Genomic DNA, 11,802 nt, shown 5'->3' on the forward strand with positions numbered 1-11,802 from the left:
CCTCTTTCTGAGTTCGACATCACAGGTCTATATCCTTTAATTACGGGGCTGAAATCCTTCCAAATAACGGAAAACACCTATCCAAATATATCCATGGTAATGGGGCCAAGTTGCCCTGTTCTCAGTTCACGCAAAAATATTTGAGCTGCTTTTAATGTATCCACCCGCCCGCCTCGAATCAAACAACCCCGTTTAATACCTATAGTCTCCAGGGTTATGTCCGAGTCAGAATTCTGATAGCGGCTTAAAGACTGGGGTGAATGTAATCTGAACCAATCAATCATCCAAAGGGCCAATTCTTCCAAATCAAAAACTTCGTCTTTAATCGCCCCTAAAACGGCAAGTTTACGTCCGATTTCAGGATCTTCAAACTTGGGCCATAACATACCCGGCGTATCCAAGAGTTCGACTCGATCATGGATCCGAACCCATTGATTTCCCCGGGTCACACCGGGTTTATTGCCAACTTTGACTTGGGCTCCCCCAGTCAATTGATTAATTAAAGACGATTTGCCGATATTAGGTATCCCCACGATCATAACCTTGATCATTTGCGGGCGAACGCCTTTTTCCGCAAGTTTCGCCTGTTTTTGCTGTACCATGTTTTCTAAGGCCGGTACAATCTGTTTAACGCCTTTTCCCGTAACAGCGCTCAACGCATAGGCTGGACTGATGCTTCTCAACTTTTCGAGCCATTTTGCTGTCCAGACAGGTTCTGCCAAATCAGCTTTATTGAGCAACAATAACTTTGGTTTTTTGCCAAGGATCTCATGTAATAAAGGATTGCGGCTGCTAGTCGGTATTCTGGCATCAGCAAGTTCTATGACAACATCAACCCATCTTAGCTGATCCGTTAAAAGACGCCTCGCTTTGGCCATATGCCCCGGAAACCACTGTATACTCATTAAAAACCTTCCTTATTAGTTTAAAACAACCTTTAATAAATTAAAGAACTTTAATAAATCAAATTAGAGAAACTTAACCCTTGGAAACGGGTAATAAACAAGCCAGGCTTTTCCTAAAAGATAGCTTTTAGGAAGAAGTCCCCATTCTCGGGAATCCTCGCTTTGACGGCGATTATCACCTAAAACAAACACTTTATCTTTAGGTACAACCTGCGGGCCATAAGGCGGATAATCTCCCGGTTTAACATAGGGCTCTTGAATTGCTTGGCCATTGACGAATACTTTATTATCACGAAGTTCGACTTTTTCTCCTTCAACAGCAATGACACGTTTAACAAACGTCCGTTTTGTGTCTTTGGGAAAAGCGAAGACAACGATATCTCCGCGGGTAGGAGCCCAAAGTCGATAGGCTAATCGGTTGACAAGAATACGATCTCCCGGAGCAATCCCCGGTTCCATGGATGGAGAAGGTATTAAATAGGGCTGTAACACTCCCCAACGCAGCAATCCTCCGCTTAGTAAAATAACCCCAAACAAAATTACAATCCACTTTCTTTTTGATTTTGATTGTTCCATTCCATAGCTCCCCTCTTGAACTACTTCATAGTATGAACAAGATTTTATGGAGCATACGTTAAAAATCAATAATCTCCAAAGTTATCAGTAAGTCAAGTCTGATAACTCAAAATAGTTCTACGGATCGTATTAAAGAAGGCTCGGCTTGCGCCGAGCCTCGCGAGGGCGGAAGCCGTCAGGTTTTACTGCACCATCGTCATGAATGACTGAGTGCCCGAAAAAGATTGCCTATTAAGAAGACCAACCGAGAATCTTTTTTGCATGCATGTAAAAAAAGGGCTAGATCGCTCCAGCCCATTTTTAACCTTAGATCGAACGCCGGTCGCGAATTCGTGCCGCCTTTCCGGACAAAGATCGTAAATAATAGAGTTTAGCCCGACGTACAATACCACGGCGAATTACCTCGATCTTATCTAAGCGAGGGGAATGCAAGGGAAATGTACGTTCAACTCCTACGCCGGCAAATACACGCCGAACTGTAAAAGTCTCCCTGATACCGCCACCTTTCATGGCAATAACAAGTCCTTCAAACACCTGAATACGTTCACGAGTGCCCTCAACAATACGTACATGCACACGTACTGTGTCACCCGGACGGAAGTGAGGAAGATCCTTTTTCATTTGCTCTTCTTCAATCATGCGAATATAATCCATTATAAAATTACCCCCCTTCCTTGCCTAGATGTTCATACACTGGTTTGACAGCGAGAGGACCATCCTTTTTAGACCAATTTATATTATCATAACCTGATTAGTTATGCAACTTCCATTTACAAAATATAATAATTCGGTCTTTTCTTAATACTTATCAGTGTCCCCTTAAACGATCTAGAATAATGGCTACTGCCGATCTTACGGATAAATGATTATAATCTGTAGGACCATAAACTGGTTCAAGGATTTGATCCATAGATTCCATGTCCTCTTTTAACAGTCCCCAGCCCGTGCCAAATAAAAGCAGAATAGGCGTTTCCGTAGTGTCAATATCCTTGCGCAATTGCGCGTAGGAAACTGTATTCGCGTATTTCCGAGCATCCGTAGCCACTCTCAAGGGAGCCACTCCTTGCTCAGCTGTGATCTCAGCATAAACTTCGGCTAAATCCGCAGCGATCTTCACCTTAGAAAAGGCCTCTTGGCGATCCGGATTATATTCTGCACCATACCCATCCTGCCAAAAACCCATAATTCGTTTAGCCAACTGACGCTGAGCTTCAGCTGGATGTACAACATAGTAGCGTTTAATCCCATAAGTCGTTGAACTGCGAGCAATATCATGTAAATCTAAATTCGTGATTGAGGTTGCAACCGTTTCCATGTTTTTATTGTAAACCGGTGCATGGATTAAAGCTAGGTAGATATCCGCCACGATATTTCCTCCTGATCTCTATACGAACTTTATAATTACTGAATCCTATATATTATCTCGTCTTTAGACGTCCCCTGCCCTGCTGCCTGAAGATCTATGGCCTTTCCAGCCATGTAGATTACTCAAGTAATTTTAAACGCCGCCGACGTTTTTTCGGCGGAGGACAGAGGAATTCCCACGTTTCACGCCATACGGCCATTTCTGGATGTTCAAGAAGAAGTTCTTCCAAAATGGAATAATCCTCAGGTTCGAAACTTAAATGTTTAAACAAATCCGGACGCCGCAAAAAGGTTCGTCGCAGGGATTCTTTTCTGCGCCACCGCTTAATGTTAGCATGATGCCCGGAAAGCAGGACTTCGGGGACGATTCTCCCCTCAAAATCTGCAGGCCTGGTATATTGCGGATATTCCAAAAGCAGTTTACTATGGGATTCTTCCTCAGCAGAGGTTTCCTGCCCTAATACACCGGGAACTAACCGGGCTACAGCGTCCATCATAACCATTGCCGCCAGCTCTCCCCCCGTCAGAACATAATCACCCAGCGAAGCCTCTTCATCTGCCAACTCACGAATCCGTTCATCAAAGCCTTCATAGTGCCCGCAAATAAACACCAACTCTTCATACTCGGACCAGCGTTGAGCTGTATCCTGGCGAAAAACCTGCCCCTGCGGAGACATCAGGATTGTCCGCCTCCTGCCTTGAGCTTGAGGCAAATCCCGCACGGCTGCAAAAATAGGCTCCGGCTTCAAAACCATTCCAACCCCGCCGCCATATGGAATATCATCAACATTTTTATGTTTGCTGACTGAATACTTGCGAAAATCTATGAACTCAAATTCTAAATATCCTGCCGCCTGGGCACGTTTGAGAATGCTTTCATGCACAGGCGCAAACATCTCCGGGAACAGGGTCAAGACAATCATTTTAATCGGCATCTGCTAGTCCTCCAACAACCCTGGGGGAAGCTCAACATCCATCCGTCGTCCTTTAACATCCACATGTTTGACAACGCTTTTAAGGGCAGGAACACAAATTTCTCCGCGAGTCCCTTTGACAATATAAACATCATTAGCACCCGTTTCCAAGACCTGGGTCAGAACTCCCAAAAAGGTCTCCCCATCATAAACCTTCATCCCCTCAAGCTCAAAATAATACCAACCTTCCTGAAGAGGAGGAACCTCCGAACGATCAATCCGGACCTCCCAGCCACGAAATGCTTCCGCCTGTTCAATACTCTCAATACCTTCAACCGAGAGCAGGACATGATCCGGCTGTACAACGGCAGAAATAACTTTAAAGCGTTGATTTGTCCTGCCCTTACCAAGGATAACTTCCCGCAGCCGAGAAAACCGCTCCGGGTCACTGGTAATAGGATAGACTTTTAACATCCCGCTCACACCGTGAGGACGTAAAACTTCACCAATCAGCACTTCTTCCATTTTTCAGGCCCTTTCTTTCAATTTATATCCTAAAACATTAAGAAGGGCCCTAAGCCCTTCTTAACATCATTGATCAATGTCCATATGAACTCGGCGACCATCTTTAACGGCAGCGGCTTTGACCAGCGTACGAATAGCGTTCGCGATCTTTCCCTGTTTACCGATAACCTTCCCCATGTCTTCAGGAGCGACAGTAAGCTGCAAATGCACGCTCTTGTCTGTCTCAGACTGTGCAACAAGAACCTGGTCGGGATGATCGACCAAGGCTTTCGCGAGGATTTCAACAAGTTCCTTCACAGGAACCACCCCCCACACACTACTCTAGTTCTTGGACTCGTGGAATTTTGTTAAGATACCCGCTTGACTTAACAAAGACTTAGCAGTATTTGAAGGCTGAGCTCCCGTAGAAAGCCATTTTAAAGCCTTTTCCTCGTCGATGTTTATAACAACAGGGCTCTTTGTCGGATCATAATAACCGATTTGCTCAATAAAGCGTCCATCACGCGGAGCTGAAGACTCGGCAATTACCATACGATAGAAAGGTTTCTTCTTCGCGCCAATACGGCACAAACGAATTTTCGTAGCCATCTTTTCACCTCCTTTACAGAATACCCAAATTTATAGGACCGTAGTCCTCGACTCAACAAACTCTTCCAGCTCTTCACAACAGACGGTGCACATTTATGTGCCGTCACCCGCGCTATCTCCCGTCGTTCCCCGTCCCGAGCTCAGGACGCAGTGTCACAAGAGCGCGACGTCTTATACGTAAGCAGATCAGCAAACTCCGTGAAAGCGACCCCAAACCGGGGCGGTGCACAGGGATGTGCACCGCCGCCATAGCGCCATGGACGGCGCTTATGGCGGGAACCCCGCTCCCCAAAGACAAGAGCTTGAACGGTAGTTTGCTCTGCGTCGTATGACCGAGCGCTCTGTGCCACAAGTCCTCAGAAGCCCTTAAACGCAGCTTTCTTACCCTTCTTGCCCTTCTTACCCATTCCGAACATTCCCATACCGCCGGAACTCGTCAATTGCTTCATCATTTTTTGCATCTGTTCAAATTGCTTTAATAGCCGCCCAACCTCCTGAACGCTTGTTCCGCTTCCTTTAGCAATCCGCTTTTTCCGAGAATCTTTAATAAGGGCGGGCTTTCTGCGTTCTTCAAGAGTCATAGAGCGAATAATCGCTTCAATATGAGCAGTGTCTTTTTCATCAATTTTTACATCTTTTAATTGTTTTCCAACACCGGGAATCATTTCCAAAAGAGACGACAAAGGTCCCATCTTTTTCATCTGCTGCATTTGATCGAGAAAATCATCAAGTGTGAATTCTTGCTTACGCAGCTTTTGTTCCATCTCTTTGGCTTTTTTCTGATCAAAGGACTCCTGAGCTTTCTCAATGAGAGTCAGAACATCCCCCATCCCCAAAATCCGAGATGCCATGCGGTCTGGATGGAAAGGTTCTATGGCATCCATTTTTTCACCGGTCCCGGCGAACTTAATCGTGCAGCCAGTAACTGCCTTAATGGATAGTGCTGCCCCGCCTCGCGTGTCTCCGTCTAGTTTTGTCAGAATGACACCGTCAAGACCGATTTCCTTGTGAAAAGACTCCGCCACATTGACAGCATCCTGTCCAGTCATAGCATCTACTACCAACAGGATTTCATGAGGTCTAACAGCAGTTTTAATCGCCCGGAGTTCATCCATCAATTCTTCATTGATGTGTAAGCGGCCCGCTGTATCAATAATCACAACATCATGGCCATTTTGATTAGCATGGTTTATACTGGCAACCGCAATATCCGCCGGAGGTTCCTGCCCCATAGAAAACACAGGCACATTCAGTTGTTCTCCCAAGACCTGCAATTGCTTAATGGCTGCAGGGCGATAAATATCACAAGCTACCAGCAAAGGATGTTTCCCCTGTTTCTTAAGCATGTTGGCAAGTTTGGCGGCATGGGTTGTTTTCCCTGCGCCTTGCAATCCCAACAGCAAAATCACAGTAGGCGGTTTTGGAGCGATCAGGATTTTTCCCGTTGCTCCCCCCATCAGGTCAATCATTTCCTCATGGACAATTTTGATCACTTGTTGCGCCGGAGAAAGGGATTCCAAAACGTCTTGCCCAATGCAGCGTTCCTTAACTTTAGCGACGAAGTCTTTAACTACTTTAAAGTTAACATCTGCCTCGAGCAAAGCAATACGCACTTCTCTCATGGCTTCGGTAACATCAGCTTCTTTTAAGATGCCTTTTCCCTTAAGTCGCTTAAATGTTTCTTGGAGTTTATCGCTTAGTCCTTGAAACATATCTTTGGGACACCTCCTGTGTCGTCGCCTCGTAAACCTTAGTTCTGGAGCAACTTACTCTCAAATATCAACTATATCCTCTATCTTAACGCCAATTTGGCAGTGACGTTCCCAAGCCTCAGGACTGGAAAAATCTCGCTCGCTCAGCCCCTGCATCAAAGTCTGCACTTCCGCAAGCTTCTCCCTTTCCTGCCAAAATCTTTGGACAAGTCCTAGCTTATGTTCATATTCTTCAAGGATTCTCTCTGTTCGCTTAAGCAAGTCATGAATCGCTTGGCGACTGATATGTTCCAACTCAGCTATTTCCGCAAGTGAAAGATCCTGTTGGTAATGCAGATCCCAAACGTTTCGCTGCTTTTCTGTGAGCAGCGGACCATAAAAATCTGCGAAAAGAGCCATTAAGGCAAGTTTCTCCATATCAATCCCCCTGTAAAGCAATTTTACTTTACATTCGAATATTAGACTAAAAGCAGCGATTTGTCAAGAACCTATTACCTACTCAATGCACCAGCAATCCTCTTAGCCCGGATTTCCGCTTCCTGACATACTTTGTGAACATCAAGAGTCAGGATTTTTCGATCTTCCATCAGTATCTTGCCATCGACCATCATCGTGCGTACATCTCCCGCATGGGCCACATAGGCTAGATGAGCCGGAATAGAAAACCGCGGATAAAAATGGGGCTGATCCAGATCAACTGTAATAAGATCTGCCTTAAACCCTGGGGCCAACATTCCTACGTCTTCAAGACCTAAACTTTGAGCACCGTTGACTGTAGCCATCTCAAGCACCTCATAAGCAGGGAGGGCTGTAGAATTCACCCGAAGTTTTTGCTGAAAAGCCGCCGAACGCATCTCCCCAAAAAGATCAAGATTATTATTACTAGAGGCTCCATCGGTACCTAAACTTACAACAATTCCCTGAGTACGAAGTTCTGTAATAGGGGCAGTTCCGCTGTTTAATTTCATGTTGCTTTCCGGATTATGAGCTACACAAACCTTATTGCGTGCTAAAATCTCCATATCTTTCCCGGTTAGATGAACACAGTGAGCTGCCACTACATGACCGCCAAACATGCCTAACTCTTCTAACCATTCCACAGGAGTCTTCCCATATTGATCATGAATCATTTTAATTTCATCGAGAGTTTCTGCCACATGAATATGAATGCCCACACCTAAACGATCCGCATGGACTTTTACTTTCTGAAGATATTCTCCGGAGCAAGTATAAGGAGCATGAGGGCCAAACATGACCTTAAGCCGTCCTTGACCGGCACCTTGATAACGTCTGACAAGATCAATGCCTTCTTGCAGGGCGCGCTCACCATTCGGGCCATTCCCTATAAGTCCACGAGAAAGAACAGCACGAGTACCTGCCTGCAAGACGGCTTCGGCGACTTGATCCATTGAGGCATACATATCGAGCATCGTAGTTGTTCCTGAACGGATCATTTCGCAAAGTGCTAAGGTCGTTCCCCAATAAATATCCTCCTCGGTCATCTTGTCCTCAAAAGGCCAAACCTTTTCATTTAACCAAGGCATAAGAGGAAGATCATCGGCATAACTCCTTAGCAAGGTCATTGCCGCATGGGTATGAGTATTAATTAAACCCGGCATGACAACATCATTAGGCAAATTAAGGACTCGATCAGGGACAAAGTTCTCAGGTGCAGAACCTTCTTCCCCAACTGATACTATCCGATCGCCATCAATGCCAATTTCTCCGCGGGAATAAAAAACTTCGGGGCCGGTCATAGGCAGAACCATAGCCCGAATTAATAGTTTCGACAAGCTCTATCACTCCCTACATTGTGCCTATCACCTTAAGAACGCACCATTAACTTAAGAAGGTTGACTGAATATGGTGCCGTGACAATTCCTTTCTCCGTGATGATTCCCGTAATATATTTCGCCGGAGTAACATCAAAAGCCGGATTGTAAACGTTAACATCTTCAGGAGCCATAGGCACGCCAAAACATTCTCTCATTTCTTTAGCCGGTCTTTCTTCAATAGGAATCTCTTGCCCTGTGGCAACTTTTAAATCAATAGTTGAGGTTGGAGCCGCCACATAAAAGGGAACTTCATGGGCCTGAGCCAAAACCGCTAAGGAATACGTTCCTATTTTATTGGCTGTATCTCCATTGGCAGCGATACGATCTGCCCCCACAATGACTAAGTCGACTTTGCCTTGCTGCATGAGTGAGCCCGCCATATTATCAGCTATTAATGTCACAGGGATTTTGTCATTCATAAGCTCTAAAGCAGTTAGTCTTGCCCCCTGTAACAAAGGCCTTGTTTCATCCGCATACACGTGAATTGATTTACCGGATGAATAGGCAGCACGAATAACACTTAACGCCGTTCCATACTCCACAGTCGCTAAAGCTCCGGCATTGCAGTGTGTAAGGATATTACCTTTCTCCGGAACAACCTCATTCCCAAGTTCTCCAATCAATCGATTCATACGCCGATCGTCTTCAGCAATACGGTCAGCTTCCTCGATAAGTGCCTTCCGCACTCCGTCCAAATCCTCAATTTCCCAGCAATCACGCAAACGATCTTCCATGCGGCGCAAGGCCCAAAACAAATTCACTGCTGTTGGACGCGTCTGGGCTAAACGCCCCTGAACTGTTTCCATAAAGTCTGTCAAGCCTTGTCTGGGACCATTATATTCGAGGGCACCGAGCACATAGCCATAGGCCACTGCAGCCCCAATAGCAGGAGCTCCGCGAACTTCCATTTTTTCAATAGCTTCGGCAACTTCCTCATAGGATTTAGCATCTCGGTAGGCCGTTTCTCTAGGTAACTTGGTCTGATCTAATATTCTTAAAATATTTCCCAGCCATTCGATTGATTTCATCATCCCACCGCCCTTTCTAAAACTTACCAACTTCTTGATTCGCAGAAGGACACCAACAACTCTGTTCAGGAGACAAAACCTCAAAGGTTCCCTGAAGGAGTTCCGCGGCCTTCATACCTAAGTTCTTCAAACTCTCCGTTACTTCAGCATGACTTAAGCGATGATCCGCAATCCCAGCAGCTTCATTAGTTACCATTCCGACAGAAGCATAACACATCCCGAGTTCCCGCGCCAAAACTACTTCCGGGACACTTGTCATGCCAACCACATCCGCACCGAGCTGCTGAAACATCCGTATTTCCGCAGGCGTCTCAAATCTCGGCCCTTCTGTACAAACATAACATGCCCCATCCTTAACTACAATCCCAATTTTTTCGGACACATCCAAAACAGCCTTCTTCAGAGAAGGACAATAAGGTTCAGTCATATCCACATGGAGGACTCCCTGATCTTCGCCTGCAAAAAATGTTTGAGGACGACTCTTAGTAAAATCTAAAAACTGACTTAAAAGAACTAATTCACCCAAACGGTAATTTCGGGATAAAGAACCGACTGCTGCTGTCGCTAAAATCTTGCGCACTCCCAAAGAATGCAGAGCCCAAATATTGGCCCTATAATTCACCAAGTGAGGAGGGGCAGCATGTCCATGGCCATGACGGCTTAAAAAAACAATTTCACGGCCCGCAATCTTCCCAACCGTTGGGCGAACTGTCCCATAAGGTGTCTCTACCGTAAGCAAACATTGATCCGTTAAGGTGAAATTTTCAACACCTGTACCGCCAATTAAGGCAAACTGACGCAAATTATCCCTCCTCAGAATTGCCGAAAAGAGCCTCAGCAAAGTCTTTGGGCACAAAGGGACGCAAATCTTCCATACCCTCACCGATTCCAATCCATTTCACAGGAATTCGCGTTTCCCCCTGAATTCCCAGAACAACGCCGCCTTTTGCCGTTCCATCGAGTTTTGTTAAAACAATTCCCGTAACCCCGGCAACCTCTTGGAATAATTTTGCCTGCTGCAAGGCGTTTTGGCCAGTTGTCGCATCTAACACGAGAAGAACTTCCTGAGGCGCACCAGGGATTTCCCGCTCGATCACCCGCTTAACCTTCCGCAATTCTTCCATTAAATTCACTTTATTATGAAGACGTCCCGCGGTATCCACAAGAACAACATCTAAATCGCGCGACTTTGCTGCCTGCACCGCATCATATGCAACCGCAGCCGGATCAGCACCTTCACGCTGCTTAATCACCTCAACTCCCGAACGTTCTCCCCAAACCTCCAATTGATCAATAGCCGCTGCCCGAAACGTATCCCCGGCAGCCAGAACAACACGTTTTCCATCCTTTTTAAAACGATTAGCAAGCTTCCCGATCGTCGTCGTCTTACCAACTCCATTAACTCCAACGACCAGAATAATACTCGGCCCCCGCGCCGCAAAAGCAATCGTTTCCTCCTCACCTAACAATTCCACAATCAACTCTTGAAGAACCTTAGTCAACTCTTGAGGATCAGAAATCTTCCGCTGTTTCACCTCTTTACGCAGACGTTCAACCAGCTCCATGGAGGTATTAACCCCAACATCTGAACGAATCAATACCTCTTCCAATTCCTCAAATAACTCTTCATCAATTTTTTTATAACCGGTAAAAATTTGCTCAACTTTTTCCACGAAATTTTGACGTGTTTTCGTTAGACCAGCCTTCAGCTGCGAAAAAAAACCTGCCATACTATACTATGCCACCCTCCCATATCGTGATTCGAAATCACAATTCACAGACCGAAATCAGACATAGATGGTATCATTCATTTTGTATGTCGTTTTTGCTCAACTCATGCCAAAAACAAAATACTTAAGAATTGTTTACCATATATACCATATCTTTATATAACCAAAATAGCAAGTCAAAAAGGGGTCGGTTTTTTTGTTGCCAAACCAATCCCTATAATATAACTCAAAAAACTCCATTATATTCGGGCAGGAGACTCTCTCTCTCCTTACCTTGTCTACTCACTGTCCCCTAGTCCGTTCCAAAACAGACGGCGCACATTTTTGTGCCGTCACCCAAATCCCGTTACCGTTTTCGTTTCCTAAGTCGACTCCAAACAAGGGCTGATTCATTAAATTTTCCTTATTTGACCCAAACAAAAGAGCCGTCTCCCGATCCACCCGCAACAGACGGTGCACATTTTTGTGACGTCACCCAAAGTTCCGTCTCCATTTCGATTCCTAAGCCGAACCCGGACAAGGACTGTTTCGTTAATTCCTTCTTTATTTGGCCCAAACAAAAGAGCCATCTCCCGATCCACCCAAAAACAGACGGCGCACATTTATGTGCCGTCACCCAAAACT

At 45.5% G+C, this 11,802-nt stretch carries 16 protein-coding genes; all 16 read right to left on the reverse strand.

Annotated elements, in window-relative coordinates; all coding sequences use genetic code 11:
- Window positions 1-77: 77 nt before the first annotated feature.
- The 16 genes from ylqF to B5771_RS11345 all read right to left on the reverse strand — a co-directional run bounded on the left by ylqF (window position 78) and on the right by B5771_RS11345 (window position 11,794).
- Window positions 78-905 (reverse strand): ribosome biogenesis GTPase YlqF, encoded by an 828-nt coding sequence (gene ylqF / locus B5771_RS11275; protein WP_088187593.1) that lies wholly within the window; start codon window positions 903-905, stop codon window positions 78-80.
- A 63-nt stretch (window positions 906-968) separates the two neighbouring features.
- On the reverse strand, window positions 969-1,481 hold the full coding sequence (lepB, locus tag B5771_RS11280) for a signal peptidase I (protein ID WP_047811140.1): 513 nt from the start codon (window positions 1,479-1,481) through the stop codon (window positions 969-971).
- Between the two features lie 306 nt (window positions 1,482-1,787).
- Window positions 1,788-2,135: a 50S ribosomal protein L19 gene (rplS, locus tag B5771_RS11285; protein WP_047811139.1), complete on the reverse strand. Its 348-nt coding sequence runs from the start codon at window positions 2,133-2,135 to the stop codon at window positions 1,788-1,790.
- Window positions 2,136-2,289: 154 nt separating this feature from the next.
- Window positions 2,290-2,847, reverse strand: a complete 558-nt coding sequence (locus B5771_RS11290; RefSeq protein ID WP_047811138.1) for an RNA methyltransferase — start codon at window positions 2,845-2,847, stop codon at window positions 2,290-2,292.
- 118 nt (window positions 2,848-2,965) lie between these two features.
- The gene (gene trmD, locus B5771_RS11295; RefSeq protein ID WP_088187594.1) at window positions 2,966-3,781 is read right to left on the reverse strand and encodes a tRNA (guanosine(37)-N1)-methyltransferase TrmD; all 816 of its coding nucleotides are present in this window, start codon (window positions 3,779-3,781) and stop codon (window positions 2,966-2,968) included.
- 3 nt (window positions 3,782-3,784) lie between these two features.
- Entirely contained in the window at window positions 3,785-4,285 is a 501-nt protein-coding gene (rimM, locus tag B5771_RS11300) for a ribosome maturation factor RimM (protein ID WP_047811136.1), read from the reverse strand.
- A 66-nt stretch (window positions 4,286-4,351) separates the two neighbouring features.
- Entirely contained in the window at window positions 4,352-4,582 is a 231-nt protein-coding gene (locus B5771_RS11305) for a KH domain-containing protein (RefSeq protein WP_047811135.1), read from the reverse strand.
- 24 nt (window positions 4,583-4,606) lie between these two features.
- On the reverse strand, window positions 4,607-4,873 hold the full coding sequence (gene rpsP / locus B5771_RS11310; RefSeq protein ID WP_047811134.1) for a 30S ribosomal protein S16: 267 nt from the start codon (window positions 4,871-4,873) through the stop codon (window positions 4,607-4,609).
- 140 nt (window positions 4,874-5,013) lie between these two features.
- Window positions 5,014-5,223, reverse strand: coding sequence for a hypothetical protein (locus tag B5771_RS23850; RefSeq protein ID WP_140417724.1), 210 nt, complete (start codon window positions 5,221-5,223; stop codon window positions 5,014-5,016).
- Window positions 5,224-5,229: 6 nt separating this feature from the next.
- A complete protein-coding gene (ffh, locus tag B5771_RS11315; protein WP_047811133.1) occupies window positions 5,230-6,585 on the reverse strand; it encodes a signal recognition particle protein in 1,356 nt (451 codons plus the stop codon).
- A gap of 60 nt (window positions 6,586-6,645) precedes the next feature.
- The gene (locus B5771_RS11320; RefSeq protein WP_088187595.1) at window positions 6,646-7,002 is read right to left on the reverse strand and encodes a putative DNA-binding protein; all 357 of its coding nucleotides are present in this window, start codon (window positions 7,000-7,002) and stop codon (window positions 6,646-6,648) included.
- Between the two features lie 74 nt (window positions 7,003-7,076).
- The gene (locus tag B5771_RS11325) at window positions 7,077-8,378 is read right to left on the reverse strand and encodes an amidohydrolase (RefSeq protein WP_088187596.1); all 1,302 of its coding nucleotides are present in this window, start codon (window positions 8,376-8,378) and stop codon (window positions 7,077-7,079) included.
- A 32-nt stretch (window positions 8,379-8,410) separates the two neighbouring features.
- Window positions 8,411-9,448 carry an S-methyl-5-thioribose-1-phosphate isomerase gene (gene mtnA, locus B5771_RS11330; RefSeq protein WP_088187597.1) on the reverse strand — a complete coding sequence of 346 codons (1,038 nt, stop codon included), beginning with the start codon at window positions 9,446-9,448 and terminating at the stop codon, window positions 8,411-8,413.
- 16 nt (window positions 9,449-9,464) lie between these two features.
- The gene (gene mtnP, locus B5771_RS11335; protein ID WP_088187598.1) at window positions 9,465-10,250 is read right to left on the reverse strand and encodes an S-methyl-5'-thioadenosine phosphorylase; all 786 of its coding nucleotides are present in this window, start codon (window positions 10,248-10,250) and stop codon (window positions 9,465-9,467) included.
- Window position 10,251: 1 nt separating this feature from the next.
- On the reverse strand, window positions 10,252-11,178 hold the full coding sequence (gene ftsY / locus B5771_RS11340) for a signal recognition particle-docking protein FtsY (RefSeq protein ID WP_088187599.1): 927 nt from the start codon (window positions 11,176-11,178) through the stop codon (window positions 10,252-10,254).
- A gap of 403 nt (window positions 11,179-11,581) precedes the next feature.
- Window positions 11,582-11,794: a hypothetical protein gene (locus tag B5771_RS11345; protein WP_088187600.1), complete on the reverse strand. Its 213-nt coding sequence runs from the start codon at window positions 11,792-11,794 to the stop codon at window positions 11,582-11,584.
- Window positions 11,795-11,802: the final 8 nt, after the last annotated feature.

Origin of the sequence: Desulfosporosinus sp. FKA (genome assembly GCF_002196785.1) — a bacterium.
In the GTDB taxonomy this organism is placed as follows: Bacteria; Bacillota; Desulfitobacteriia; order Desulfitobacteriales; family Desulfitobacteriaceae; genus Desulfosporosinus; species Desulfosporosinus acididurans.

Excerpts from the sequence above, each read along its gene's own strand:
- rplS (WP_047811139.1), bottom strand. The coding sequence starts at position 2,135 with ATGGATTATATTCGCATGATTGAAGAAGAGCAAATGAAAAAGGATCTT.
- trmD (WP_088187594.1), bottom strand. The coding sequence starts at position 3,781 with ATGCCGATTAAAATGATTGTCTTGACCCTGTTCCCGGAGATGTTTGCG.
- lepB (WP_047811140.1), bottom strand. The coding sequence starts at position 1,481 with ATGGAACAATCAAAATCAAAAAGAAAGTGGATTGTAATTTTGTTTGGG.
- rpsP (WP_047811134.1), bottom strand. The coding sequence starts at position 4,873 with ATGGCTACGAAAATTCGTTTGTGCCGTATTGGCGCGAAGAAGAAACCT.
- rimM (WP_047811136.1), bottom strand. The coding sequence starts at position 4,285 with ATGGAAGAAGTGCTGATTGGTGAAGTTTTACGTCCTCACGGTGTGAGC.
- B5771_RS11320 (WP_088187595.1), bottom strand. The coding sequence starts at position 7,002 with ATGGAGAAACTTGCCTTAATGGCTCTTTTCGCAGATTTTTATGGTCCG.
- ffh (WP_047811133.1), bottom strand. The coding sequence starts at position 6,585 with ATGTTTCAAGGACTAAGCGATAAACTCCAAGAAACATTTAAGCGACTT.
- ylqF (WP_088187593.1), bottom strand. The coding sequence starts at position 905 with ATGAGTATACAGTGGTTTCCGGGGCATATGGCCAAAGCGAGGCGTCTT.
- mtnA (WP_088187597.1), bottom strand. The coding sequence starts at position 9,448 with ATGAAATCAATCGAATGGCTGGGAAATATTTTAAGAATATTAGATCAG.
- ftsY (WP_088187599.1), bottom strand. The coding sequence starts at position 11,178 with ATGGCAGGTTTTTTTTCGCAGCTGAAGGCTGGTCTAACGAAAACACGT.